Origin of the sequence: Microcoleus sp. bin38.metabat.b11b12b14.051 (assembly GCF_013299165.1) — a bacterium.
In the GTDB taxonomy this organism is placed as follows: Bacteria; Cyanobacteriota; Cyanobacteriia; order Cyanobacteriales; family Microcoleaceae; genus Microcoleus.
The window spans coordinates 225,353-248,573 of the sequence record NZ_JAAFKD010000007.1 but is presented as its reverse complement, the minus strand read 5'-3'; the positions used below and the strand labels follow the sequence as shown (position 1 = coordinate 248,573).

Genomic DNA, 23,221 nt, shown 5'->3' with positions numbered 1-23,221 from the left:
GTCTTTCATACCAAGCCTCTGTTCTAAGAGCAAGGGCTTTGTTGTAAACCAAACGAGCACAGCCCATCGTTCTTCTCAGCAAGTTTTCTTGCGACTGAGTTGGATAGAATCGGTACTTGAATGCTTTTTGTGTCATACTTCACATTATAGCATCTATTTCGTGAAAATGTAAACTCTAATACAAAGCCGTCCTAGAAGGACGGGGTTTCAGACCCATTTTTTTGATGATGGAGCCAGAGTAATAGACCTGCTTGCCTCTAAATCCCAGTTAATTTCCAGCTCAGGCGCGCGCAATACGGCCAAACGCAGTTTCTGCGATTGTGTCTGGGAATTTCACGCAGTTGGCAGCGCTACATATTGCGATCGCGATGAAACTGTGACTGCATATTGTTACTGTACCAGCGGGTTTGGAGTTGCCCTGCTGTTGTATTTTTTTGAGAAAATGGTATCAGAATGTGGGGCGTCAGTCTCGGAATACTCGATCGAGCATTCCGAGAGTGTCGCAGCAGACAATGTAAACAAAGAGTGGCAAAAATTAACAACACCGTTATCCAGCAGGCGGTACCTATATTTGAGAATCAGTAATTGTGGAAGCGGCTATAAGTTTTAGCTATCCTGCGGATGGTGGGTAAATTTTGAGAGTCTGGCAGCTTGCCGACAACGAGTAGAAACCAGTAATTTCCACAGAAACTCCATGCCGCGAAATGCTGCTATAGCAATTTGAGCTCTCATATCAGGTATTGACCGGCTCGATCTCCCAATCTAAAATCTAAAATCTAAAATCTAAAATCTCCCAATCTAAAATCTAAAATCTAAAATCTAAAATCTAAAATCTAAAATCTAAAATCTAAACCCGTACCTCAGGTTTTTGAGAAAGGCGATAATTTATCGCGCCTCAAATATTTAAGCTGTTGTGCATTTAACTGGGTATCTGGAAATTACCCGGTAAAAATCACCTCTAATTCTTTGGCTGCGGGGCATTAGTCGAAAGATTTTTCCTAGTTCCCCCTGTCACCCTACAAAGAAAGCGGGTTCGCCTCAAGAGTGGCGAAATAATCTAGCGCGATCGCGCATCAAGTCGCACAGTATTATAGATTGTATATTTCCACGAACAATTCCTCACTGTTGTCTGCTCTGGTGCATCCGCATCCGCATCGCACCCTCGCTCCCTCGAACATCACAGACAATCTTTCGCTGGCGCAGTAGCTCATCGCAGTTTCACCAGAAAATGCAACTGCGAGTGCGATCTCGCCCCACCCGAAATCGTCATCAGTGATTCCCCAATCTCCAATCCCCGATCGCTCGTGGTATTTTTCATCTATTGCTAGCTGTGTGATGTTTCTGGAGTCGCGCCCGCGCTGGTCAGATTTAAGCTAAAACTCGTTCAACGAACAGGTGAAATTTGCTTCGGTTTTTACGGGATTGCCCTCGCCGGAGTGCGTTCTGTGCGAGTTAGATGCCCCGTACCTTAATAGAAGATTGTGGCTCGGTATTTGGCGTTTTGACGGGATTGGCTGCCCGAAAAACAGGGTTTACAAGTAGCTAGGTGGCAGCGCCATCGAGAACAAGTGCTGCCTCGCCTTGTTGATGTAAAAGTTGACCCCGTACCAGTAAATGCTTTGGGCAGATTTGCTGCGGTGGCGCACTAGGTATTTCCATTCATCGCTGTCTTGCTTTTTACTTTAACCGCCGACAGGAGCGGGATTGGTAAATGCAGGCAACAGACTTTACTGTAAAAAAGTAAAGCATTTAATTTGCGACAATAATTCCCCGCGCGATCGCTCTTCGAGGTTGGGCAAGCATTTTGAGGGCCAGCAGCAAATAGATCGCCCTTCGAGCATCCTTAACTTGCACCCCCGGTTTTGAAACCGCAGAAATTTATCCAGAATCATAATATTCCTAATTCTTAGTATTGACAGTGCAACAAAGTTAATCTAATGTGTTGTAATTGATATAAGTAAAGTCCAATAAGCGAGGTAAGGTCAATGGCAGAAACAGCTACAGCACCCTTAACAGGAAAAGGTCTGCTTCAAAAAATCAAAGGCAGCGATTTGCCGCGCAGAGAACTTGCAAAGCTTTGCGGCTACTTCACAGTCAGCAAGAGTGGAGAAACCCGGATTAACCTGGCTGAGTTTTACGATGCAGTATTAGCTGCTAAGGGCATTGAGCTAGAGAAGTCGAAAGCAGACGGACGCGGGCGAGAAGCGAGTTATCGAGCTAGCGTTCACAAGAATGGCTCGATCGTGATCGGAGCAAATTATACCCAAGAAATGGGATTAAAGCCGGGTGACGAGTTTGAAATTAAACTCGGATACAAGCACATTCGCTTGATTCAGATCGATGTGGACAGACCGGATGTGGAAGTGGATGATGAAGAGGAGGATACAGAAGAATAGAGGATATAGCGATGCAGTCGGCCGATAGCAAGGCTACTGGATTTCACATTCGCTACACGAGTATTTGCGCGCCACCCTTCAATTTAACTGATGAGCTGTCTTGACTATTTCTATTTTCTCTTGTCCCGCAAAGACTACAGTGCCTCTGAACTTCGCAAAAAGGGGCAAGAGAAAGGTTTTGGCAATGAGGAAATATTGGAGGCGATCGCGCAAATTCAAGACCGGGGCTATCAGTCTGACACTCGCTTGGTGGCAAACTCGATCGCCTCTGCTGCGGGCAAATACGGGAAATCAGCCGTCAAGCGCAAGTGCTTGCAAAAAGGAATTGCTAGCGATTTGTTCGAGCAAGTCTGGGAAGAAGAATTAGACCAAAATCAGGACTCAGAAGCAGAACAACTGGCCCAATTAAAAGCCAAAGTCATGCGGAAATACAAGATAGAGGCGATCGGTAATGTAGATCCGAAAACCAAGGGCAAAGTCTTGAATTACCTGCAATACAGGGGATTTAATGCCTTTGAAATGTGGCGCCAGTGGCAAACAGAAGAAGACGATCGTTAAATTCTAGGGTGTGGCAAATCAGTTATGCCCCCAGATAGGCAAGCACAACTCCACTGCTGCCCTGGGGGCTAATACTATACCAGAGTCTAAAATTTGAGACTCGGCTATATGTTAGATGGGGATGTCAATCCTCAGGCTTGCCTCAAGAAGATTCGTACATCTGCCGGTGTCTGGCTAAAAGCTGGAGATATTTCTCGTTGGTTTTTGCCAGCATCCATTTCTCTTGAAAAATGGCGGCGGATGCTGCTTTCACCGGATCTGCTTCTAACGGCAAAATATCTTTTCTCGCTGCGGCTTGTTCTGCTACAGATTCCAGCTTCTGAGGGTTCTGCTGGTATTTTCGGCCGCTTTTGTGGTTAGCGTAGCGGCGCGATAGAGTATATCCCAATACGGTTCACTTAAAGTTTTTTTGTCATTGCGAGCGTACCCGCGAAGCAATCGCAGTGTTTATTTTTCACATGATTTTATAGACTGAACAGTCTTAAGTAAACCGTATTGGAGTATATCCCATCTGCAAGAACTTGCGAGCCATGTCGGCTCCGACAAAATCACCGGCATCGAGATACTCTAAAAACAAGGCGTAAATTTTGCTGCTGGACTCGGTGGCAATTTCAGGAGTCTTAAATCTCCACCAAGGCAGAATTTCTGCTTTGTATGGCTCCACCAACAGCACTCCCTGTTCTCCTTTCCCCACTCGATAAAGTTCCGGGTGCTGTCGAAAGTCGAGGTTCTTAAAATCCAAAGAATAGTCGAACTGCTTCATTGAACGTTTTGGGTTGTATCTGGAACTACCGAAGCCCGAGGTTTACCTTCGTCTGGTTGGGTATAAACCCAGGCCCAAGCAATCAAGACAGCTTGAAAAGGCAGCCTGAACCAATACAGTAATGGCTGGTGTGGAATTCCTTCTATGGGAATGCTGTTGACGGCTTGATTGATATTAGCCGGAAACACGGCAATAAACAGGGCAATTAAGCCCCACGCCGCCGCTCTGCTAACGGCAGGAATTAACAGCCCAATTCCCCCCAAAATCTCGAAAAAGCCGCTGATATAAACCAATGCTTCCGGGTAAGGAAGCTGGGGCGGGACGATTCTGATAAAGGGTGCGGGCACTGCAAAGTGGAGCACGCCTACAATACTGATAGCTACTGCGAGGATAACGCGCCAAAGTTCTTTTTGAGCTTTCATGGGCAATCGGTAATTAATAATTGTTAAGTTGTGACCAAAAGGCTTGCAAAAATTCGCGATTCGCGATCGAGATTCTCAGAGGAACTAGGCAGAAAAATTCAAGAGTTCTGGGTTTTTCTAGTTTTGCTGGTGGCTGTAACGATATTTGGGAAAAACCAGGTTTCGAGCGAAGTTCGAGATCGGTTTTTGCAGCCAGAAGCTTGAGGAAGTGCGGACTCGAATCGAAGCCTCGGATGTGCGGTGGCCAACAGATAGCGCCTGCTTTGTTACGAAGATTTTAATCTTTAGTTCGCGAATCCTGCCTCTGTCTTCGGGTAGTAAAACCTGATTTTTGGTGGCGCCTCAGGCCGGGCCTGCTACCGGAGGAGGGGATTTTCTCGATCGACAAATGCGTCTCGGCTTAGCATTAAATCCTTACAGGAATTGATGAGTGCGATTATTTCTAAATTCGACACCATCAACCCTGAACCCAAATGCTGAGCTTTGCTCCAAACCCTTATGCTATAGCTAATTCCCCAATTCTCAACTCGAAAAATCGCCAAAGGTCAAATCTTCGGGCTTTTGGGCGATCGCACATAAAAGTGACTAATTTGTCAATAAATTTTAGAATCTTTTAATATTTGGGCTGTCAAAATTATTTGTAGGGGCAATTCGGAAACGCTCTGTAATGAATCCCCAGACTAAGAATAGACAACTTGCAGCGGGATGTACTCAACGCCCGATAGGGCGATCGCCCGCATCCGCTCGCAAAATCTTCCCCATCCAAATTCCCGATCAAACACAATACACCCAGCACTCCCTGGAAACCCAGCGTCAAAGTGAATACCAAACTCAGAGCGAGTCAACCCTGTGGGAGAAACAACCGGATCGGGCGTGATGTGAAAAAAGTTGCCTTCAATCCCTCGCGTATCCGACCAGTAAGGCGTAGTTGGTATTTTGTAGTCAAACCCTTGTGGGATTGGGCCCTTTCCCCGCTGCCACTGATCACCCTCTTGTTGCCAGCCCGCACAGCCAGAAGTTGCCGTGTAGTTAATCTTGTTTCCATCTGGGTACATTAGTTGCAAGTTACCGACCAAAAGTTCGGCAGCAGCTCGCAACCGCATAGTAAAAAATAAATTGTGTGCTGTCATTTGTTCTCAATTTCCCTAACGCGCTCGCGCAATGCGTCAATTAAATAATCAGTTTCAGCGATTGTTTTCGCAAAACCTGTTCGCCCCTGCAAATAACCCTTATCCTCGGACAACCTCGCTATTGCATCAACTAACTCTGTTAAACTTGGATTAGGATTTGCCAGCAGTTCTCTCGCGGTTATTCTAGGCATTTTTTTTAGCGCTCCTTAAAGCCAGAATTTCCAGAGATCCAGGATTCAACGTTGTCGAGTCGCTTGCCGTAAAATTCTAAAGTTTTCTCAAGTCTAACTTGACCCTGTGCAGATAGAATTGCTTCTTTCTGCACTGCTTTCAAAGAATTGTAAATTAAAGCCATTAACCCCAATACGCAGCTCAGTACCGCCAAATCTATTTTCAACAAAGTTGACGTAAAATTCATATTGCTTTTACAGTAAAGAGTCAATTTTTATTTCTATTTGCTGAAGCCTTGATTGTATTGCGATTAAACCTTGCACCGTTTGTTGGTTGCCACTTCCTATCGCTTGGATAACCGAATCGCTAACAGGCCCGGTGTACTGCCATACACCAATCTCCATATCCTTTAACCATTTAGCAAAACTAAAAGTTAAAGAATAATTAGAAGTTAAAGGTTGAAAAATAATCAATTGAGTCTTTTTCAACCAAATTTTCCGGTAAGTCACCGACTCACCCAAACTAGAAACTCCGCCGATGCCCAGAAAAATTTTTTGCGATACCCAACCTGCAAATTTCCAGTGAGCCTCAGCGCTAGGAGAATTGCAATAGCAAGCAATAATGTGTTTTTCTAATTGAATAGGAAGCGTGTAATCTGGTAGCGGTAAGCCACCAGATAAAGTTTGGTAATCTAGTTCCTCCCAATTGCTAGGGTTCGTCAATTGAAGAATTAGATCACTCATTCATTTACACATTTCTATAAACTACATTTGGCAACTTCCAACCTCTTACTCCCGCACCCTGCGAGCAATGAAAATCTCGGCAAACTCCCGGCCGATTTTCGTAAATCCCGCAAGTGCGTGTATCTCGGTCAAAATAAGTACAAAATCCGTCAGATTCCTTACGCAGCTCCATCAATCCGTTTTCTGGATCTGGGTAAGCTTCGTACTGCCCCGATGCTGCCTCCTCAGGACTTAAATAAGTTCCTTTTAGAGAGCAGCAATGACCCCTGCAAAATGGTCTGGCGTCCGCGCACGAGCAGTCAAAACGCAACCAGGTTCCAGCGTCGCCGTTTTGAGTAGTAATTTGCCCTGTAACCACTCCCTCATCGTCAGTAAATTCTTGAAGAACGGTTGTGAAAGGAATTTTGGAAAATGTCATGGCATTGAGTTGAGATAAACTACAAAAGACGCATTCTGTTCGACTCACGAATGCTAGCAATCGTTCCTCCCTTAACTCCTGGAAGAGGGTTTGTGCCGGCCGCGCCATAAGTTCGCGCGGATAGCTCTCTGCCAGCGGCTACTAAAATCCGCACGCTGGTTCCTGGTTCCGTTGCGGTGCCTCTGAGCGTAGCAGTCATCCGGCGTAGATAACCAACTCGAATCAACTGGCGGATAGAAGATACCGGTGATTTGGCAGTTTCATTAGCAGTAGCGACGGTAATTCCCACCGCCGTTCCAAACGCATCCTTATACATATTGACGTTTGACCGAAAAAATACAGTTTCGTTTCCCGTCGTACCAATATCGATCACTGCTTTGCACAATTTAATGCTAGCTGGCATTTATTATTCTCCTTTTTTTAATAGAAAACCGCGCGTTGGATAAATCGCGCACTGCGGATGATTCCAGTACCGAAAGCTTTACTTAATAGAAAACCGCGCGCCGCATAAATCGCGCACTGCGGATGATTCCAGTACCGAAAGCTTTACTTAATAGAAAACCGCGCGCCGCATGAATCGCGCACTGCGGATGATTCCAGTACCGAAAGCTTTGCCACTCAGAGTTTTCGTGGCATCGTCCATCTTGTCCGTCGCGCAAACAATGTTGTAGCCAGCTCGTTTTTTACCGTTTCGCACGTTAATGCGGATTCGCCCTAGCTGACTAACTGCAAGCAAATCACTTGTGTTCATAACTTGTTTGCCACTAATTGGAGTCAGCGACTCCGAGGTAAGCCCTAGGTCGCCAGCGATCGCCGTGTAGTTTTTTGTAAGGCGGATCTGGGCATTGGTGCCCGTCACTGCAAAATAAGAAGGGGTGGCCATAAAAAATCGTAGCCCGAAAATACTGTTAAACCCACCGTAAACAAACGACCGAAAGCCGGCAACCCCTGTAGATACCTTACAAACCCTACGGGTTTGTGCAACCTTACATACGTTGGCGATACTGCGGCTATTCCTCGGCCATTTCCCGGGGAATAGTCGGCTACCCCTTGTAAACAACTACAGAATTACGCACGAGTTCGATTGGCTTTTGACCAGCCAAGAGAATAATTTCTGCGCGCCGGAAGCGAACATTTGCCAAAGGCCGCCGCGAAGCTATAGGGGTTTTTTCGCCTAATACAGTGACTGGGGGCGGATTCTCTGGGTAGGCTGCCACGGAATTAACGTTGACGCTGTGGTGAACGCAAGTCAGATCAATAGTGTGGTTAAAAATCGCAAGCAAACGCTTGATTAATTCAATACCATCTCCTTTGTCCTTGACGAAATACCAACCTTCAAACCCTTGATGGCGATTTCTGTAGGAAATTGTTTCGCGGCCCTTTTTCCAGACGTAGCCGCCATTATCACCAAATTGCTTTTGTATGATTTGGGCATATTTTTTTAAATCAGCTTTGCTAATTGCTGGTAAAGAAGATTTTGGATTTGCTGACTTGTCCGTAACCCGCAAAGATATTTCCCCTTTGATTGCTGCCTTGCCCTTAGTTGATGCGCCAGCATCTTCATAGAAATACAATTTAATTAATGGCTGCCCTTTTAAAATAGGGAAATCCCCGCCACGCTCTTTGGTAAATCCGCTGTCTTTCTGCTTTTGATTCCACCAGTTTGTAATTTGTTGAGCAATCTCACGGTAAGAGCCGGTGAAAACTTGAAAGTCATTTTCGACTGTGCGATCGGCTAGAAAAAATATTGTTTTATAATGCGGTGGTACATCACCCTTACTTTGTACGGGAATTTTGATTTCCGTAATTCTTGGCTTGTTTTCAGGGTCTTTACCCCACGGCTTATTTTTTTTCTGCCACTGAGCAAACACATCTTTTGTTCCTACAGTAAAATTAGAGAAACCGTTCTCGAATTCCTTAGCCCAGCGCCAAAATTGCTTAGCACTCCACTCCGAATCAATTCGAGCGCGAAGTACATCATCAAAGGCTTTGATCAAACTTGCTTGAAGTGGGATAAAAGGTTTTGCCCCTGACAGCAATACCTTAACGTTATCCGGCAATTCTAACTCCAGCAAATAGAATCGCGGTGCATCCTCATCATTTACCTGAGGATTTGCGCCCGCTATAACCGTCGCTGCTTCTTGCCTTGCTATTTTGTCAGCAGCTTTTGACTTAAGGTTTTTAAGATTGCTCACTTTTTCCCACTGTTATCTGTATTTTTTTTCAGCTTGCCCCGGCGTCTTCGCCGCGATTTGCGCCACCTCAGCTTACTTAATTCTTTAATTCTTAAATTCGGCTGTGCAGCTTCTTCTTTAGTAAGTTTATCGGTGCGAGTCTGCTTAAAGTAACTAACGAATTCCTTGAAAAATAGATCGTAATCGCCGACGCCAAACGACATCTCTAAGTCTTCTCTGCTGATTGCGCGCTGGTACATTACTGCTTCGTGACTGCTTTCAATGCGAGAACTCACCTCATCCTTAAAGGTTGCTTTTTGTGCTGCCGGTGATTTCTTAGCTCTTGCTGGTTTTGCTCCTGTTGCAGGAGCAATAGGCGCCTTTGTAGCCATATTAATTAATGAAGGTTGCGTAAGTGTCTTCTTCTGTTATTAATTCTCCGAGTGAATCGAAGAAGGCCTCAAATCCGTTGATAACGGCATCTGAAATTTGCTCGTCAGGAACTAAATCCCGTATTTTTTCCTCAAATTTCTCTGCAAATATAAAGCTTTCTGCTTCTTCTGCTCCTCCAAGTTCTTTACCAGTTACTCTCTCGATATACTTGCGCCCGTTTAGGTAAACAAATTTAAATAGAATTGTTTGTGCAGCAGCTTTTACTGCCCACCACATCTCGGTAACAGCATCTACAAGCGTATCCCTAACGGTTTCGCTGCCTCCGGACAACTCAATTAAATTTGCTATCTGAGTCGTGTTTATTCGTAATTTAGGGATAGCATTGCTCCCTCCAATTCCACGTCCGACAACAATAGCAGCGACTGACCTCCCTAATGATTCACCCAATGGTTCATACAGATTTGTAACTGCACTTTTCATATCCTCTTGCAGTTGTTTATCGCTAATTTTCCAGTTGAAATGCCACATGGTTTGCGTAGTTTGTACTACTTTGCTAAGCAGATCAGGCAAAAATGAAGCTGCCACCCAAGGAAAAACTTTAGCGATAAAGCCCCCGACTTTTAGGGCAATTCCTTTGAGAAATCCCCCAATTGCACCAAGCTTTGTAAATCTATAAATAGCTCCTCCAATTTTCGCTATAAAAGGAGCTATTTTTGCTATTTTGCTGCCTAAGATTGCAGCTTTTATGATTAATGGAATCGGCATATTTTTATTTCCCGCTTTGTACTGCTACTAGAATCTTTACCAGCAATTCTCTAATGTCATCATCATCTGGATTGAAAGTTGGCGCTGGGAGCTCATATTGGCTGTCCTTAAGAAAGTTCGGCAAAATTGATTCTAATTGCGTTTCCGAGCCAGCACTACGGCCGCTTGTTTCGGCTTTGGCGAAGCCTTTACCTTTTTTGCCTGCAAATAAGTTGAATTCTAGTGGTAGAGATTTCTGTTTTGGTCTAACAGGAATCCCCAGCATTTTAATGATTGTGGATACCGACTCACTAACTCCGGCAGCGATTTTCAATGTGCGAGTAATAGCTGAAGCTAAGCGCACTTGAATTTCAAGCCTAGCACCATTCTCTGCCTTCATTTCTAGCAATAATTCAAGTATTGCCTTGATGGCGGTTCCTGGTGATGTGTAAGTGAATTCGTTTTCTTGCTTTCCGGCTTTTGTTAAATCCGAATCTTCCACAATTGCTGTTATTGGTGCGTCAATCCCATATCGGTTAACTGCTAATAAAATGGCGCTGAGCATCTGAGGGTAATTGCTAATTATTTCATCAGGTGGCGCGGGCATTCCTTCTGTTTGAATGGCAATCATTTCGCCAGGAATTGATATTTTCTTAGTCTTAAATTCTTTGAGGGCTAAAACTTCTTTAAACTCATCAAGTAAATCAAGTATTTCTTCACAGCAGTTGTTATTCATCGGTGGTGTATTTCCGGTTGGTAAAAATTGTGCGACTGGCTTTTGTTTTCCGACTGGAATTATCTGTGAAACTATTGTTTTTAAATTAAATCTGCCTCCGTCTCCTCGTTGTTCTAATGCAAGAAGTTTTCTTAATGTCGATGCTTTTCCTGCCCATACTCCTCCCCAAAGCCCGTCCGTATATACTCCCGCAGGCTGTCCGTTACGTGTTGTTGTATGTTTTTCAATTACAAGATTTGACGAAACGTGTGCGCCCCAGGAGCTATTATAATTTCCCTCTAGATCGCGCCACACACCAAATTCCATCAAGTCGTTTGTGGAATCGAAAGAAGACCTAATGTCTATTAGGTCCGTAATGTTTGCTGAAGGGTTGTTTGGATAATTAACCCTATAAACGTGGTCTATCTTTAGTATTTTATTTACAAAAAATGGAACCGGTCTATTCGTTCGAGGGGGCGGAACTTCGTCTGGAATGTTTGAAACATTCATAGTTGCTTCGCTAGTATCAGTAATTGTTGTAGTGTGGAAAGGCCAATAGTTAACAGTTTCTACAATAGTTCCACCTCTAGTTTGCGTAATTACCGCATATATCTGTTCGTCTGTATCCGGAATTTCAACGCCGTTAGGGCCCGGCTCAGGCGCTGGCGGCAAAAAAGGTTTTTCTTGTTCCGGTAATTTACAACCAGGATCGGGATAGCTGCGACTAGCAACAATTTGCCCTGCGATTGTCTTGGTTTCTGTGACAACGCAATTTCTCGATTCGACTTTAACTTCTAGGAGTCCAAAGCCGGCTTGCGTTACTGATTTGCCACCTTCGCTACCTAGCTGAACCTCCATTCCTATAATCCCTAAATTGATTTTTCCTGTGACTGCGCCACCGTAGTCTGTACTGATACCTACTCCAACAATTCCTAGGTCTAAACCCCCACTAATTGCTTTTTCGGAAACTGATGCAACTCCCTTTGTATTTCCAATTGGTGTGCTAACAGATATTTGGTCTGGGGACAAATAACTTATTTTCATGTTGCTAAGCGATGTAAGTTAACAAAACACTAAAAGGTTTGCTCAAAATGCTCGCCGAATTTCCAGTTCTGGCGATGACTGCAACATTTGCTGTATCCCATTGTAAATTAGCTTCATATCCCCCCACATTCGTGTAACTGGCTGGCACCCAATTCCCGCCTACATATTCAATTGCTAGAGTCGCCGAGATTATTTTTACAGGGCTAGTTATACCGTGTGGCAAAATACTTGCTACCCCCTGAGATGCAGAAGTAGTGCCAGTAATTAATTTTACTTTGATTGCGGTATCCCCTAGTCTCGTGAACCCAGCAAAAGATTTATCGCCAGTAAAAACTTGGTTTCCCTCTAGAAAAGCTAATTCTTTCCAAGCACTCCAAACGCCATTATTTTCGTCACGTTTCCACCATCGCCCACCGGCGTTATTAAACTCTTGGCTTTCATAAAGTTCTTTAGCAACGTCAAACAAGGGGTCGTTTCTTAACAATGTACCTGCATTGGCTGGTAAGTTAAGGTTCGCAACACCTCCATCAATCCACTGCAATTCTCTTGGTTGCGCTAGGGTAAAAGCATTAGCGTTAAATGGCACAGTCGTTGCGTTCGTTCGGGTTCTTAGACCTGTTAACTCGGTAGGTGATTGCCAAGTGCAGTCTCCCCTTAAGAGCCTGTTTCCTTGTCCGGCAAGAGCCTTTGGAACTAATCCACTGCGTCCCTCGGTAGTGGCAGTTGGCGCTCCCATGATTCCTAGTAAATTCTCAAGTGCGGTCAATCGAGCTTTTAAAGCGTTTGTTTCATCGTTTTTTTTTGCATCTAATAGTGACAATTCAACGCGCACGCTGCCTTGTATAACTAATCTGTCTGATGCTTGGGGGAGTGTGGCTGAGATTGCTGCGTCGGATATGAATTGCAGCCCGACTTGAGTTCCGCGGCCAGCTACGAGCACGTTGCCTTGCGTCAGGTATGGGATTAATAAATTTAAATAATTAACTCGGTTGCCGTAATTTTGGATTAAATCAGTTGCTACCCATTGCCACGCTGCGGTTGCGTTTGGCCGCACCCAGAGCAGAAATTGGCATTTAGGCCAGCGGCCTGTCAATGAAGAGATTTCGGCTACTTTATCTGCCAACGTGCTACTACGCTTGATGGCGGGTGCGGGGGTTTGAGCTCCTAAAGATGGTAGGTAGTAGCTGGCGGTAAGTTGCTCGATGTAAATATTCAATCCCACATTTGCCCACAGCATATGTTGTGTTTCGGCGGCAGGAAGTGTAAGGGAACTGACATATCCAGTTAGCGCAGCCTTAGCCGGCGCGCAAAGGGCATCGATGTCTACGATTGTCTGGATAGTGTTGTTTGCTTTTAATGGCTCAAAATTAATCGGGAATGTATATTCACTCATTTTTTTTGTTGTTAATTATTCAACTATTTTTATAACAAGTAAGTGCCAGGGGTGATGGCGATTCCTGTTGGTGTAACTGTTTTGGTAAACGGTAAATTAAAAGTGCCAGATGCTATGTTTTTGTTCGCGTCAATTTCGAGGGTGACGTTTGTGGCATTCTGTGGGTTTTTGGTTACGTCGTTTTGAAAAGTCACGAGACGCATTGCAACTGCTAGGAAGTAGTCTAGCGCTGTAGCTTGGGTAAATGTTCCGCCTGTCCCGGGGGCAAAAGTCCCGATTAGGAACCTTGCAGTATCCCCACTGAATACCGCTCCTGTAGCACCGGGCAAAATAGGGACTGAGAATGTGCCGCTAAAGAGCAAGTCGTCAGAGTCGAAGCTGCTCGCAAAGTAACTTGTTTGGTTGCCGCCTGTTTTCTCTATTGCCTGAAAAAATTCTACTAGCTGTACAAATTGGCCCTCTAATGTAGGTGATTGCAGGGTTGCTCCCGTTCCTGGTGTGACGATTGCCATGTTGTATTGCCGTGGGCGTGATTTCTTTCAATGATACAAGCCGAATTGTTAATGGTAAATATTGCTCTTTTAGATAAAAGAGCAATGTATATATTTTGTGAAAGTTCTTTCAGGCAAGGGATACACGGTTTAGAATTGAGAGGAAGCTTGGGTGCTTGCTTATTTCTTACTTTTTTATTCAAATTAGCAACGTGAAAGTCAATAAATTTGGGCAGGCGACGCCACTAACTCAAGAAAGTTACGAACAAATTAGCAACAATTTTGTTGCGGAAATTCATAAAATCTTTTGGGCGATTGCTTGGTACACGGGCGAACGTCCTCAGGCTATCTTGAAAGCTGATGTTGGGCAATTTTATTTAAACCCTACAAGGCGTATTTGCCGAGGATCTATTCTTTTTCCAGGCAATACCCGCAAGGATAAAGTCTCGCGGGAAATTCCCTGCCACCGAAATTTGGAGATTTTATTGAGGGATTTCGAGTGCCCTCAAATTGGGTATTTGTTTCCTTCTCGCGTTCGACTGGGGCGGTGTCTGTCGCGGCAGGCGATCGATCAATCTTTGAGGCGAGCTTTGAAAAGGGCGGGGCTGCAAGGGCAGGGATACAGCTTGTACTCCCCGCGGCGGGGGTTCATAACCAGGCTTAACAATTTAGGGTTCAACGCTGGTTTGATTAAATCTCTGTCTGGGCACGCAAGCTTGAGCTCTCTGGGCCGCTACATTGACGTGCCAGAGGAACAGAGAAAGAATGCGATCAATATTTTCTAGCTCCCGATCACCCCTGGGCAACTATCGTGATAACACAAAGACATTTTTCGGATCGCCTTCACAATCTCCTCTGGCGGCATCCCCGCAGCAATTTTGGCGCGGACTTCGATCGCCCTGGATTGAGCGTTAGCCGATCGCACGTTTCCCCCTGGAATGTGAATGCTGACCGTTCGCGAGCCATCCTTATACGAAAACCGGAAATACGAAAATCCAGTACGGGCCGTGCCTTTGGGAGAATATTCGCTTACAGCCCGATCGCGAAAATTTGATTCTTCAACCGAGCTAACCCCTTCACTTTCTGCGGTTGCAGAATCAATTAAATCCGGCGAGGTCATTTATCTGCCTCCTGCTGGCCGAGAATTATTAATCCCTGGAAAATGCAGCACAGCTTCTCATTGAGGTAGTCAACCTCGTGCTCTTGTATCTTCAGTTGGGGGCCTTTGATGTGGGCATTGGATTGGGTGAAATCAATTCCTACGGCGAGGTTTTCTTCACAGATTTTGATGTACTCGTTGAGCAGGCCGGTAAATTCAATGAATGTGTGGCAGTTGGTGCGGACTGCTTCGTTATAGAAGTTGTCAGAAGCGGCGCGCATTCTTTCGAGAGTTTCTTGTGGTGTCATTTTTTGAAAACTATGGTGGGTGAAAAGTGCGATCGGGCTATTAGAGGCACTTTTGCCCGATCGCACTTATTTAATCTAGACCGTCGGCGGTGCGTCTATTTGCGCTGTTAGAGCGTCAACCAAGGGCATCAACTCAAGAAACTCTGCTAGGCTTTCTTGGTCTTCTTCCTCCTCAAGTGCTTTAATCCGGTTGTCGCAGTTGGTCACGGCGGCGGCCATTTTCGACATCAGTTGAATCATGCCGCGCATCAAAAGTTGGGTTTGTTGTTCGTTCATCGGTTTAACTTCCTTGTTGATTGGGATGGTCGTCTCTCCGACCTGTCGCACCACTTGTGCTTCTGGCAGGTGTCGCCAGGATGGCTACAAGTCGCAATCGTTGTCTAGGTCGTCACCCGGGTTCCAGCCGAGTTCCAGCACTTTGTAAGTTGCTGACTCCTTGTTGAACAAGTCTTGAAGTTGCCGTGCCACATTGATCGCCATTTTGGTTGGCCCCTCATTGTCTGATACCGATAGATGGCGAGTAGCTAGTTGGATCTGGCTGATGATGGCGATCGCCGCCAGTGGCGGAAGTTCGATCGGGCAAAACGGTGCATTTTCTAAATCTGCTAGCTCGGCAGCATATTGCTTGAGGTCTGGGTACTTACTCATTAGCTGATACCGCCTCCCTGAAGTCTTTCCCCGCTGAGAAAGACGGAATGACGCTTGCTGGCAGTGACATTGGTTCACCGGTTTTGGGGTTGCGGCCTTGACGAGCGGCCCGATCGCGCTTCTCAAAACTGCCGAACCCGACTAAGGTTACTTTCTCTCCGTCAGCAACTGCATCAACTATTGTGCCGAGAAGGGCGTCCAGGAATGCGCTTGTGTCTTTCTGGGTTGCTGAAGTTTTGGCGGCTACAGCGTGAATTAGTTCGGATTTGTTCATTGGTGATTAAACGCAAAAGTCTAGTTTGTTACATATTGAAGCTGCGACGGAGTAAGTCGCTATTTGCTGCTACACATAAATGTTGTTCTCGTGGAAGGTGCGTTTATGTGTAGCTTTGGTTGTGGATATAGTGCTTTAACGCAAAAAGCCAGCACCCGATTTGGATGCTGGCTTTTGAGTTAAAAGTCTTCCTTTTTTTCCGTATCTTGGCGATCTTGCTCTTCTTGTACCTTCTTAAGTTCTACAAATGTCTGGAGCTTCTGCTCGTACTCTTTCACCTCACTTTGATACCAAACGACGCACTCTCGCGCCTTGCCCAACTGTTTGCGCGCGTCATCAATCAGTTGGTCGAGGATTCCCCCAATGGGGTTTGTATGCCTATTTCTCTCCGCGCTATTTTCTCGATCAGGTGTGAGGCACTCAGTCCCAGTTCCTTGGCTAGCTCGTTCAGCATCCTCGCGGCAGTTGGCGTTAGGCCGTACCCCACACTCTTCTTCAGCTCCCCATATTCCTTCTGTTTTGCTTTCTTGACCATGATCCTGGTTCATAACTTCTCCATCAAAATAACAAGTCTTCGATAAGATATTGACAGTTTACTCTAGAAGACTATATCATAAAAAAGAAGTCTTCTCAAAGACTTCAGACAACCTGCATACCCTAAACGTTGGGGGGCGAGCTTCTCACTCGCCCTTTCTTACCCCCAAAACCTATGCAAGACCTCACCACCAAAACGCTCAAAGAGCTCAAGGCTATGGCCAAAGAGAACTTGGAAGTAGCGTACAAGCTTGATATTCACCACTCTGGCGACAAACGAGTGCGCCAAACCTGGATCAGCTTTCTGGAGCGCTGCTGGGAAGCCGGATTGCTCGAAACTGAGCCGAAAGCCGCGCCAGCGGACAACGATCGCGTCCAGGAGCCTGACGAAAATATCCCCGGTGTCGAAGTTGAAGAGGCGATCGAAAGTAAAATCGAACCCGCTGCGTTTCGGGAATTAACTTTTTCCGAGGCTCTTAAAATTTGTCGCTCGATTTCCGAGGCGCTGCCTACCAAAAATTTGAAAGAGCTTCAAATGCTTCGACTGAAGGTACTGGACTTGACTGCTAGACCCGGCTCTAATTGCTTTCACGGCCACAGCAAACATAAATCTTCTTGGATTGCCGAAATTCGCAGCGAGCTGACTTATTTACTTGAGATTCGCGCTATAGCGTTTCCTCCTCCAATCGGTCTCGGTCGGTCGGTCGCTCCAGGTTGTTTGGGAAGGTCTTGGGACATTCCAGCGACCGAAAATTCCCCCGGTGTCGAAACTCAGGCGCCCGACAGATGGGCGAAACCTGACAGGTGGAATCCTGCTGATTTCGGCCAAGTTCTTCATGCAGCCGACGCCCTCGGACAACTCAACCTGCTGGAGTGGGATGTCAGCGAACCCCCAGACCCGGACGATTACCCCCTGCTGACAGACTTTCACGACGCCTACGACCGCTGGCTGCTGGAAGAACAAGTCCGCGAAGTTTTTGAAAAATCTGACGCAAACAATGCAAGCACTACACGAACTGGTACCGAGCAGGCTGGAGCGAATGAAATTGCGATCGCTACTGAACTACCTTCAGGATGCGACGATAGCGCCAAACTTCATGGAACTAGCGGCCATCACCAAAATGAAGGATTGGGAAGCCAAAAGGGCGATCGGCTTCTGGAAGCAAGCGGGGCTGGTTCGGGAGATACAGGGCGAGTTTTATCACATCAGTCATCTGAATTAGTCCCACAAGCTACCTTCAACGACGAGCAGCCACCGAATCGAGGTGACGAACGCTCTCGCATTACATCAGCCCAACCGACACCCCCACATCATCTCAAACCGGGTACGACGGTCGGCCACAAATCGGGAGCGCATCTCGGAGAAATCGCAAAAATTTATTACTCCGGCAAGCGGCGGAAATGGCGCGCGAAAGTCGGGGCGGCTAACTACGACCTCGACAACTTGGTTGAGCAAAAAGTTCTCTCGTGGGATTTCCCCAAACCCCTGGGCAATTGGATCGAAACCGGCACCATGATGCTGCACTCCGATGCCTGCACTATCTGGACTCGCAAGCTGCCACCGACACAGAAACCTCTCGAAAATTGGACTCTTGCCGAGCTAACCGCTAAGCCGATTTGGCAGTTAAAGGCGATCGCCAAACGCTGCTGCCAAATCATCCCCGGCGGTCATCCCCGAACGAAGAGGGCATACATCCGCGCCATTCTGGCAGAGCAAGAACTGCGGGCGATCGCTCGTGAGAAAGACGCACCTAAACCGTTAGTCGATCGCGCAGCGCGGACTCAAATCAAACCTGCTGCGAAGAAACAAGCAGCCAAAAAGCGGGGAGAAACAGTCCCCGAGCCATTGGGTCAACAACTATCTCTCAACCTATTTTCCGCAGCTTCTTAACTAGCATGACAACCTCATTCTTTCGGTATGTCAAACCTTGGTTGCACCATCAACCACAGTTTGACGAACCAGACAATTTGCATCTTGCCAGCCTCTACGATTATTGGAACTTGTTTTGGGGAGCCGACACCAAGACCACAAGCGATTTGCCTTACTGGAGATACGAAGTGTATGACAGTTCAATGTCTTATATTCGCCTAGGTTTAGCCCTTCACGTCATCCGCCTGAAGCTATCGTCAGGTAACAAAAATTGGAGGGTTGTGTTTGAGGATTTCTGCAAAAGTTCTCCGGTAGGTAGCAGTTCCTACGCCAAGAAAATCATCAAAGCGGCTTCGGTGGCGATCGACTTAATCAACGACGGATTCAGCAAAATACCTAGCTGCATATCCCAAGCTTTGCCGCTCGCTAAATTCTGCTCGTCTCTGACCACTAAAGTTGGCGATAGTGTAACGCCATCTAACAGCGAACTCTCCCAAAAATGGCAAGAGGTTTTAGATTCAGCCCCTGACGGTCGCGTCACGGCCGCGCACGTAAAGGCCGTTACAGATGACGAGCCTCAAGAGAAGCCAACCACAATCAAAATCAAGAGATTCAAGCAGAATCTAGCTGATGAAGCGCGCGAGAGGGGCATTTCACAGCAAGAGCTAATCGAGGAGATTCTGGCAGAACGCTATCAAGAGCGATCGGATGAGCAGGCTGCTGAGGATGAATGTCTCGAAGGGCGATCGGATGAACTGGCTGAGCCAGAAGAAGAGTACACGCCAGAGCAGGAGGCGATGTTAGATGCCTTAGATGTTGTTTTTGAGGGTTACGGGCGATCGGGCATTAGATCCGACCGCGTGTCGGATTCATCTTAGAGGATAAACATGAAAACTTTCACCTACCGCCAGTCTGAACTACCACCAATCCCCCCAGGACTTGAAGTTGCCGTCGCCGAATTGGACACGCAAATTGCTGGATTGATTTGCGAAAACATTGGCAATTATAGAGCTTTATCAGAAATAGCCGAAATGCTCACAGATTGCATGGATACGTGCGATTTGAATCTCAATTCAATCCAAGTAGTCGCGGATACCACAAAAAAAGAATGCAGCAGCCTAAAAGATTTGCCAATAGATCAAAAGCAAATCATTTATTCATGTTTACGCATAAATTCAGTTGTGCTAGGTATGCTCTCTCAATTTACTGATTCGTCTCCCGAAGACGTGGCACAAAAAGTAGCAAATATAATTCAGGCTCAGGCTGAGCCAGTAACAGAAGCCGAGGTAGAACGCTTTATTGACGAATTGATTGAAGCTAGCCAATCTGGCGCTGATTATTTCTTTAAAAGGATGTAACAAAAATGAACAATCTGGATAGTTTGACCACCCACCAGAAAAGAGCAATTTTTGCTACAGCAATGGCGTTGCACCACGCTTGCTACTTGTTGTCTAAATTTACCACATCTTCGCCAGAACGCTTGCTATCCGCCATCAGCAACTATGTCTGTCCGGGGGTGATGGCTTTGCCCGAAGATTTAGTGGATGAAGTTTTGCTCAAATTGCTAGACCCTCAAAACGTCCAGCCTAACGGTTTTAGCATTATTTCTTGGAATCACAAAAAGGGGTGCAAGCGATAACCGCCTGATGATGGTCGCCTGACTCAGCGGCCGAAACTCCCCCTTTAAAAGGGGGAGTCGCGGGTTGAGTCCAAATCAACCGCCAGTTAATTAGGCAGCGGCTTAGGGTTTTAGTAATGAAACAAGCTGTCATGGCTTTTTAACTTTCATAAGCTCGGTTTCTGCTTAGTTAATTTGTTCCCCTGCACTAATTTATAGCTTTAAGAGTGAATTAGGCTCTTGTGGCCTTTGGGTGATTCATAAGCTTTGCTGCGGGGTTTTGGGAAACTGTCACCTGTAAGAATTAAATGCAAATTATTGGTCTTGATGTCAGCAAGTCCTCGATTTCTTGCTGCTTATTGTTAGAAAAACCAACAGAACCTCGACAATTTTATTACGATTACAATTTCCATAAATTTGAAGCTACGGTTACTGGTATTTGTGGATTATTAGCACTAATTGGCAATTCATCCGAAACAATTGCGGTGATGGAACCGACGGGGGTAAATTATCAAAAATTATGGGGAACTCAACTTGCCAGGGCTGGTGTAGAAGTACGGTTAGTTGGTCATAAGGAGCTTCGCTCTTTTCGGGAACACCACCTCGCTTTACCCGACAAAGATGACGATGCAGACGCTCTAGCGTTGGCGATTTACGGCTGGGATTATTTAGATTCTCCCCGGCGATTTTTGCAAATTAGGGATGAAGCGATTGTCACTATCCGGCGGCTCGCACTTCGACTGGCGCACCTCAACCGAGTGCAATCTCCCATCATTAACCGTGCAAGACAGGATTTAGCTTGGCAGTTTCCCGAAGTAGCTCTAATTAAATCAGTCCGCCACGGCGAAAAAGTGCCGTTGTTGTGGGGCTGGCTGTGCGGTCAAAGGCCGAGCGTAAAATACGATCTGCTTTATGAAAAAACTGTTGGGTTGGGAATTGGTGACAGCGCAAGGCTTCACGCGGCAAGGTTGTGTGACTTGCAGCGGGAAGAAATGGCGATCGAACACGAACTGCGACAACTTCTGAACGCTCCTCAGTTTGTACCCTATCGCAAGGTATTTGCTCGTTTTGGCTTTGGTCAAAGGGTTGAAGCCATCCTTCTCAGTCAGATTTACCCGCTGGAAAACTATCTAAACACCGACGGCAAGCCTGAGGTACGAATCAAAAAGGGCAGGAAATCTGGCAAGCCAACTAAGCGACATTTATCTCTACGGCGGTTCATGAAGGCTCTCGGCTACGCTCCTTCGCAGGAGAGCAGTGGCGATTTGCCAAAATCAAAAGTTGTTGGCGGGTCTGACTTATGCCGAAAAGCCCTTTGGCAGTGGGTGTTTACTCGGATTGAGCCTAAGCAGCGTCGCTTAAAAAATGATATTGGAGATCAGCTTGGGAAACTCATTGATGCGGAAAAAGCTAGCGGTCGGCCGGTCAAGCTGGTGCGATCGCGCATGGCGGCTAAAGCTGTCAAATTGTTGTTTAAGGAATTGGTTCAAGAATTAAGTGGCTAGTTCTTGCACGAACTTTCACTGGGTTATTATATCCCACCGCCGATACTGCCTCGGTTCGCCACTGAATTGCTAGAGTGAAAGTTACCCCAAAGAATTGGTTGAAAGCGAATCCCTTGTAGGGATAAATTAAAATCAGACTATTGATTGCTCCAATCCTTGCTTCCAGGTAGAGGTCGCCGTCCTGCCGTCAACTCTCAACTCTCAACTCAACCGAGATTTCTTGGGTTTTGTCAACTTCTCCAAGATGTTACAATATATTCAATTAGGAAATTTGCTCAAAAGTCGATTTATTGTAAAAAGTAACAAATGTTCCTGTCGGAATGAAAAATTGTTACTCAAGGGCAGGAACTTTCTTGCCACCACTTTATTCAAAAAGATTAAGCCGCTCAGTGCAGTGTCATTTTTATCTATACGCAAGCAATTACCGACGACCATGAACACCTCACTCAACACCCCTAAATTTCGATTAAACCGGATGCTGCGACAATCGTTGTTTGCAGGCATGATTTCCGCAGCAGCTTTGGCTAGCGGATGGGCTCCTGGCTGGTACGCACAATCCTCAAGCCCAGTTTTCGGAGCGGCAGCCCAAGCTCAAGACATTAGCAACGCCGAAATTACTAGCTACGCTCGCTCAGTCTTGGGAATAGAACCCCGACGGGAGGAAGCTATGAAGGAAATTAAAGGAATGGCTGGTGGCTCGGTTCCCAGAATAGTGTGCAACGAAACTCAGGGAATTAACAGCCTATCTGGAGGTATGCGCGGCGTGGCCGTGAATTATTGCCAACAAGCTAAAAAAATTATAGAAACCAATGGTTTGACAGTTAGTCGCTTCAACCAGCTAACTTTGCTCCAGCAAGCGAACCCGGCAATCAAACAGCGAATTCAAGCTGAATTGCTGCGGTTGCAACAAGCGGGAAATCAATAAAATTGATGGTTTGAGTCTTTCTTCCTCTCCCGTTCTATTGTTGGAGTTACTGGACGGTACGCAATCATTTTTGAGTAAATGCCGATCGCCTGTAAAGAAGTGCTTGACAAAATAACCAAAACATGGTATAGAACGGGAGCGGTTGAGAAAGAGATATTTGGTGCGACTGCGTGTCGATCGCAATTAGAAAGAAAAAATATATTCCTCAAAAAGTAGATGTGAAGTCAATTCCTTTGAGGAATAGAATAGAAGAATGCTAACTTTCACAAAACATTTGCCTGCAAATCCCGATGCTGTGGTCAACTTGAGTTTGCCGATGACAGCGGACGATCGCACTCGCAGCCGCCACCGATTCGAGACGGATACGGGGGAAAGCCTGCACCTGAGTTTGCCTAGAGGTACGGTATTGCGCGATCGAGATTTATTGCAATCAGAAGACGGTAGCTGTTTGGTACTGGTAAGGGCCAAACCTGAACCGGTGCTGACAGCGCGGGCTTCGACTCGCCTGCTGCTGATGCGCGCGGCTTATCATTTGGGAAACCGTCACGTAGCCTTAGAAGTTGCTGATGATTATTTAAGGCTTTCTCCTGACTCTGTTTTGCAGGGAATGCTGGAAAAAATGGGTTTGGAAGTAATAGAGGAAATTGTGCCGTTTCAGCCGGAAATCGGGGCTTACGCGCACAGTCACTGAAGGAAGAAGGAAGAAGGAAGAGGGAAGAAGGAAGAAGGAAGAGGGAACAGGGGAGTTGGGCAACTAGCAATGTACGGGATTTAACGGATTTAACGGATGGGCGATCGGCAAATGGTAGTGTACGGGATTTAATGGATATAAGGGAATACGATTCACTTAAGATTGTCCGAAGAGAGGAACGAAGCAAACAAGAG

The 23,221-nt window shown here is 46.1% G+C and carries 31 protein-coding genes and 1 pseudogene; 10 read left to right on the top strand and 22 right to left on the bottom strand.

Annotation, left to right across the window (positions count from 1 at the left end; genetic code table 11):
• Both QZW47_RS10775 and QZW47_RS10770 read right to left on the bottom strand, forming a co-directional pair.
• Positions 1-136 (bottom strand): helix-turn-helix domain-containing protein (locus QZW47_RS10775; RefSeq protein WP_293126935.1); only part of this gene is annotated, 136 nt, incomplete at its 3' end.
• 470 nt (positions 137-606) lie between these two features.
• The gene (locus tag QZW47_RS10770) at positions 607-732 is read right to left on the bottom strand and encodes a hypothetical protein (RefSeq protein ID WP_293126915.1); all 126 of its coding nucleotides are present in this window, start codon (positions 730-732) and stop codon (positions 607-609) included.
• A 1,253-nt stretch (positions 733-1,985) separates the two neighbouring features.
• Between QZW47_RS10770 and QZW47_RS10765 the strand changes: the two genes are divergently transcribed.
• A complete protein-coding gene (locus QZW47_RS10765; RefSeq protein WP_293126913.1) occupies positions 1,986-2,396 on the top strand; it encodes an AbrB family transcriptional regulator in 411 nt (136 codons plus the stop codon).
• Positions 2,397-2,486: 90 nt separating this feature from the next.
• Entirely contained in the window at positions 2,487-2,954 is a 468-nt protein-coding gene (locus QZW47_RS10760) for a regulatory protein RecX (protein WP_293126911.1), read from the top strand.
• A gap of 142 nt (positions 2,955-3,096) precedes the next feature.
• Here QZW47_RS10760 and QZW47_RS10755 read toward each other — a convergent pair.
• From QZW47_RS10755 to QZW47_RS10690, 14 genes and pseudogenes are all read right to left on the bottom strand, one after another.
• A pseudogene (locus QZW47_RS10755) lies at positions 3,097-3,717 on the bottom strand (DUF4385 domain-containing protein).
• A complete protein-coding gene (locus QZW47_RS10750; protein WP_293126909.1) occupies positions 3,714-4,139 on the bottom strand; it encodes a DoxX family protein in 426 nt (141 codons plus the stop codon). The pseudogene QZW47_RS10755 and the gene QZW47_RS10750 overlap by 4 nt, the downstream one beginning before the upstream one ends.
• A gap of 680 nt (positions 4,140-4,819) precedes the next feature.
• Positions 4,820-5,269, bottom strand: a complete 450-nt coding sequence (locus QZW47_RS10745) for a hypothetical protein (protein ID WP_293126907.1) — start codon at positions 5,267-5,269, stop codon at positions 4,820-4,822.
• Between the two features lie 196 nt (positions 5,270-5,465).
• Entirely contained in the window at positions 5,466-5,687 is a 222-nt protein-coding gene (locus QZW47_RS10740; protein ID WP_293126905.1) for a hypothetical protein, read from the bottom strand.
• Positions 5,688-5,694: 7 nt separating this feature from the next.
• Positions 5,695-6,183 carry a hypothetical protein gene (locus QZW47_RS10735; protein ID WP_293126903.1) on the bottom strand — a complete coding sequence of 163 codons (489 nt, stop codon included), beginning with the start codon at positions 6,181-6,183 and terminating at the stop codon, positions 5,695-5,697.
• Positions 6,184-6,187: 4 nt separating this feature from the next.
• Complete coding sequence (locus QZW47_RS10730; RefSeq protein ID WP_293126901.1) at positions 6,188-6,601, bottom strand: YkgJ family cysteine cluster protein; 414 nt, start codon at positions 6,599-6,601, stop codon at positions 6,188-6,190.
• A gap of 19 nt (positions 6,602-6,620) precedes the next feature.
• A complete protein-coding gene (locus QZW47_RS10725; RefSeq protein ID WP_293126899.1) occupies positions 6,621-7,004 on the bottom strand; it encodes a hypothetical protein in 384 nt (127 codons plus the stop codon).
• A gap of 147 nt (positions 7,005-7,151) precedes the next feature.
• Positions 7,152-7,484 (bottom strand): hypothetical protein, encoded by a 333-nt coding sequence (locus tag QZW47_RS10720; RefSeq protein ID WP_293126897.1) that lies wholly within the window; start codon positions 7,482-7,484, stop codon positions 7,152-7,154.
• A gap of 160 nt (positions 7,485-7,644) precedes the next feature.
• On the bottom strand, positions 7,645-8,796 hold the full coding sequence (locus QZW47_RS10715) for a hypothetical protein (protein WP_293126895.1): 1,152 nt from the start codon (positions 8,794-8,796) through the stop codon (positions 7,645-7,647).
• Positions 8,793-9,167 (bottom strand): hypothetical protein, encoded by a 375-nt coding sequence (locus QZW47_RS10710; protein ID WP_293126893.1) that lies wholly within the window; start codon positions 9,165-9,167, stop codon positions 8,793-8,795. The genes QZW47_RS10715 and QZW47_RS10710 overlap by 4 nt, the downstream gene beginning before the upstream one ends.
• 1 nt (position 9,168) lies before the next feature.
• Positions 9,169-9,933: a hypothetical protein gene (locus QZW47_RS10705; protein WP_293126891.1), complete on the bottom strand. Its 765-nt coding sequence runs from the start codon at positions 9,931-9,933 to the stop codon at positions 9,169-9,171.
• A 4-nt stretch (positions 9,934-9,937) separates the two neighbouring features.
• A complete protein-coding gene (locus tag QZW47_RS10700) occupies positions 9,938-11,485 on the bottom strand; it encodes a hypothetical protein (protein WP_293126889.1) in 1,548 nt (515 codons plus the stop codon).
• 190 nt (positions 11,486-11,675) lie between these two features.
• A complete protein-coding gene (locus QZW47_RS10695) occupies positions 11,676-13,064 on the bottom strand; it encodes a hypothetical protein (protein ID WP_293126887.1) in 1,389 nt (462 codons plus the stop codon).
• A gap of 29 nt (positions 13,065-13,093) precedes the next feature.
• A complete protein-coding gene (locus tag QZW47_RS10690; RefSeq protein ID WP_293126885.1) occupies positions 13,094-13,576 on the bottom strand; it encodes a hypothetical protein in 483 nt (160 codons plus the stop codon).
• 191 nt (positions 13,577-13,767) lie between these two features.
• Between QZW47_RS10690 and QZW47_RS10685 the strand changes: the two genes are divergently transcribed.
• On the top strand, positions 13,768-14,340 hold the full coding sequence (locus QZW47_RS10685) for a tyrosine-type recombinase/integrase (RefSeq protein ID WP_293126883.1): 573 nt from the start codon (positions 13,768-13,770) through the stop codon (positions 14,338-14,340).
• Here QZW47_RS10685 and QZW47_RS10680 read toward each other — a convergent pair.
• The 6 genes from QZW47_RS10680 to QZW47_RS10655 all read right to left on the bottom strand — a co-directional run bounded on the left by QZW47_RS10680 (position 14,337) and on the right by QZW47_RS10655 (position 16,432).
• Entirely contained in the window at positions 14,337-14,675 is a 339-nt protein-coding gene (locus QZW47_RS10680; protein ID WP_293126881.1) for a hypothetical protein, read from the bottom strand. The two genes, QZW47_RS10685 and QZW47_RS10680, sit on opposite strands and share 4 nt — an antisense overlap.
• The gene (locus tag QZW47_RS10675) at positions 14,672-14,962 is read right to left on the bottom strand and encodes a hypothetical protein (RefSeq protein ID WP_293126879.1); all 291 of its coding nucleotides are present in this window, start codon (positions 14,960-14,962) and stop codon (positions 14,672-14,674) included. Before QZW47_RS10675 ends, QZW47_RS10680 begins: the two co-directional genes overlap by 4 nt.
• A gap of 75 nt (positions 14,963-15,037) precedes the next feature.
• The gene (locus QZW47_RS10670) at positions 15,038-15,238 is read right to left on the bottom strand and encodes a hypothetical protein (RefSeq protein ID WP_293126877.1); all 201 of its coding nucleotides are present in this window, start codon (positions 15,236-15,238) and stop codon (positions 15,038-15,040) included.
• Positions 15,239-15,322: 84 nt separating this feature from the next.
• Complete coding sequence (locus QZW47_RS10665) at positions 15,323-15,610, bottom strand: hypothetical protein (protein ID WP_293126875.1); 288 nt, start codon at positions 15,608-15,610, stop codon at positions 15,323-15,325.
• Positions 15,603-15,884 carry an HU family DNA-binding protein gene (locus QZW47_RS10660; protein ID WP_293126873.1) on the bottom strand — a complete coding sequence of 94 codons (282 nt, stop codon included), beginning with the start codon at positions 15,882-15,884 and terminating at the stop codon, positions 15,603-15,605. The genes QZW47_RS10665 and QZW47_RS10660 overlap by 8 nt, the downstream gene beginning before the upstream one ends.
• A 179-nt stretch (positions 15,885-16,063) precedes the next feature.
• A complete protein-coding gene (locus QZW47_RS10655; RefSeq protein WP_293126871.1) occupies positions 16,064-16,432 on the bottom strand; it encodes a hypothetical protein in 369 nt (122 codons plus the stop codon).
• Between the two features lie 161 nt (positions 16,433-16,593).
• On the opposite strand from QZW47_RS10655, the gene QZW47_RS10650 reads away from it, so the two are divergent.
• The 7 genes from QZW47_RS10650 (at position 16,594) to ureE (ending at position 23,027) form a co-directional block, all read left to right on the top strand.
• Complete coding sequence (locus QZW47_RS10650; protein WP_293126869.1) at positions 16,594-18,309, top strand: hypothetical protein; 1,716 nt, start codon at positions 16,594-16,596, stop codon at positions 18,307-18,309.
• A gap of 5 nt (positions 18,310-18,314) precedes the next feature.
• Positions 18,315-19,166, top strand: a complete 852-nt coding sequence (locus tag QZW47_RS10645) for a hypothetical protein (protein ID WP_293126867.1) — start codon at positions 18,315-18,317, stop codon at positions 19,164-19,166.
• 9 nt (positions 19,167-19,175) lie between these two features.
• Positions 19,176-19,646, top strand: coding sequence for a hypothetical protein (locus QZW47_RS10640; protein WP_293126866.1), 471 nt, complete (start codon positions 19,176-19,178; stop codon positions 19,644-19,646).
• Positions 19,647-19,651: 5 nt separating this feature from the next.
• The gene (locus QZW47_RS10635; protein WP_293126864.1) at positions 19,652-19,927 is read left to right on the top strand and encodes a hypothetical protein; all 276 of its coding nucleotides are present in this window, start codon (positions 19,652-19,654) and stop codon (positions 19,925-19,927) included.
• A 287-nt stretch (positions 19,928-20,214) separates the two neighbouring features.
• Positions 20,215-21,411, top strand: a complete 1,197-nt coding sequence (locus tag QZW47_RS10630; RefSeq protein WP_293126862.1) for a transposase — start codon at positions 20,215-20,217, stop codon at positions 21,409-21,411.
• Positions 21,412-21,844: 433 nt separating this feature from the next.
• Positions 21,845-22,336: a DUF4168 domain-containing protein gene (locus tag QZW47_RS10625; protein WP_293126860.1), complete on the top strand. Its 492-nt coding sequence runs from the start codon at positions 21,845-21,847 to the stop codon at positions 22,334-22,336.
• Between the two features lie 253 nt (positions 22,337-22,589).
• On the top strand, positions 22,590-23,027 hold the full coding sequence (ureE, locus tag QZW47_RS10620) for an urease accessory protein UreE (RefSeq protein ID WP_293126858.1): 438 nt from the start codon (positions 22,590-22,592) through the stop codon (positions 23,025-23,027).
• Positions 23,028-23,221: the final 194 nt, after the last annotated feature.

Bases quoted from the DNA above. Each gene is read 5' to 3' on its own strand.
- QZW47_RS10770 (WP_293126915.1), bottom strand. From the start codon at position 732: ATGAGAGCTCAAATTGCTATAGCAGCATTTCGCGGCATGGAGTTTCTG.
- QZW47_RS10765 (WP_293126913.1), top strand. From the start codon at position 1,986: ATGGCAGAAACAGCTACAGCACCCTTAACAGGAAAAGGTCTGCTTCAA.
- QZW47_RS10760 (WP_293126911.1), top strand. From the start codon at position 2,487: ATGAGCTGTCTTGACTATTTCTATTTTCTCTTGTCCCGCAAAGACTAC.
- QZW47_RS10750 (WP_293126909.1), bottom strand. From the start codon at position 4,139: ATGAAAGCTCAAAAAGAACTTTGGCGCGTTATCCTCGCAGTAGCTATC.
- QZW47_RS10745 (WP_293126907.1), bottom strand. From the start codon at position 5,269: ATGACAGCACACAATTTATTTTTTACTATGCGGTTGCGAGCTGCTGCC.
- QZW47_RS10740 (WP_293126905.1), bottom strand. From the start codon at position 5,687: ATGAATTTTACGTCAACTTTGTTGAAAATAGATTTGGCGGTACTGAGC.
- QZW47_RS10735 (WP_293126903.1), bottom strand. From the start codon at position 6,183: ATGAGTGATCTAATTCTTCAATTGACGAACCCTAGCAATTGGGAGGAA.
- QZW47_RS10730 (WP_293126901.1), bottom strand. From the start codon at position 6,601: ATGACATTTTCCAAAATTCCTTTCACAACCGTTCTTCAAGAATTTACT.
- QZW47_RS10725 (WP_293126899.1), bottom strand. From the start codon at position 7,004: ATGCCAGCTAGCATTAAATTGTGCAAAGCAGTGATCGATATTGGTACG.
- QZW47_RS10720 (WP_293126897.1), bottom strand. From the start codon at position 7,484: ATGGCCACCCCTTCTTATTTTGCAGTGACGGGCACCAATGCCCAGATC.
- QZW47_RS10710 (WP_293126893.1), bottom strand. From the start codon at position 9,167: ATGGCTACAAAGGCGCCTATTGCTCCTGCAACAGGAGCAAAACCAGCA.
- QZW47_RS10705 (WP_293126891.1), bottom strand. From the start codon at position 9,933: ATGCCGATTCCATTAATCATAAAAGCTGCAATCTTAGGCAGCAAAATA.
- QZW47_RS10700 (WP_293126889.1), bottom strand. From the start codon at position 11,485: ATGGAGGTTCAGCTAGGTAGCGAAGGTGGCAAATCAGTAACGCAAGCC.
- QZW47_RS10695 (WP_293126887.1), bottom strand. From the start codon at position 13,064: ATGAGTGAATATACATTCCCGATTAATTTTGAGCCATTAAAAGCAAAC.
- QZW47_RS10690 (WP_293126885.1), bottom strand. From the start codon at position 13,576: ATGGCAATCGTCACACCAGGAACGGGAGCAACCCTGCAATCACCTACA.
- QZW47_RS10680 (WP_293126881.1), bottom strand. From the start codon at position 14,675: ATGACCTCGCCGGATTTAATTGATTCTGCAACCGCAGAAAGTGAAGGG.
- QZW47_RS10675 (WP_293126879.1), bottom strand. From the start codon at position 14,962: ATGACACCACAAGAAACTCTCGAAAGAATGCGCGCCGCTTCTGACAAC.
- QZW47_RS10670 (WP_293126877.1), bottom strand. From the start codon at position 15,238: ATGAACGAACAACAAACCCAACTTTTGATGCGCGGCATGATTCAACTG.
- QZW47_RS10665 (WP_293126875.1), bottom strand. From the start codon at position 15,610: ATGAGTAAGTACCCAGACCTCAAGCAATATGCTGCCGAGCTAGCAGAT.
- QZW47_RS10660 (WP_293126873.1), bottom strand. From the start codon at position 15,884: ATGAACAAATCCGAACTAATTCACGCTGTAGCCGCCAAAACTTCAGCA.
- QZW47_RS10655 (WP_293126871.1), bottom strand. From the start codon at position 16,432: ATGAACCAGGATCATGGTCAAGAAAGCAAAACAGAAGGAATATGGGGA.
- QZW47_RS10650 (WP_293126869.1), top strand. From the start codon at position 16,594: ATGCAAGACCTCACCACCAAAACGCTCAAAGAGCTCAAGGCTATGGCC.
- QZW47_RS10645 (WP_293126867.1), top strand. From the start codon at position 18,315: ATGACAACCTCATTCTTTCGGTATGTCAAACCTTGGTTGCACCATCAA.
- QZW47_RS10640 (WP_293126866.1), top strand. From the start codon at position 19,176: ATGAAAACTTTCACCTACCGCCAGTCTGAACTACCACCAATCCCCCCA.
- QZW47_RS10635 (WP_293126864.1), top strand. From the start codon at position 19,652: ATGAACAATCTGGATAGTTTGACCACCCACCAGAAAAGAGCAATTTTT.
- QZW47_RS10630 (WP_293126862.1), top strand. From the start codon at position 20,215: ATGCAAATTATTGGTCTTGATGTCAGCAAGTCCTCGATTTCTTGCTGC.
- QZW47_RS10625 (WP_293126860.1), top strand. From the start codon at position 21,845: ATGAACACCTCACTCAACACCCCTAAATTTCGATTAAACCGGATGCTG.
- ureE (WP_293126858.1), top strand. From the start codon at position 22,590: ATGCTAACTTTCACAAAACATTTGCCTGCAAATCCCGATGCTGTGGTC.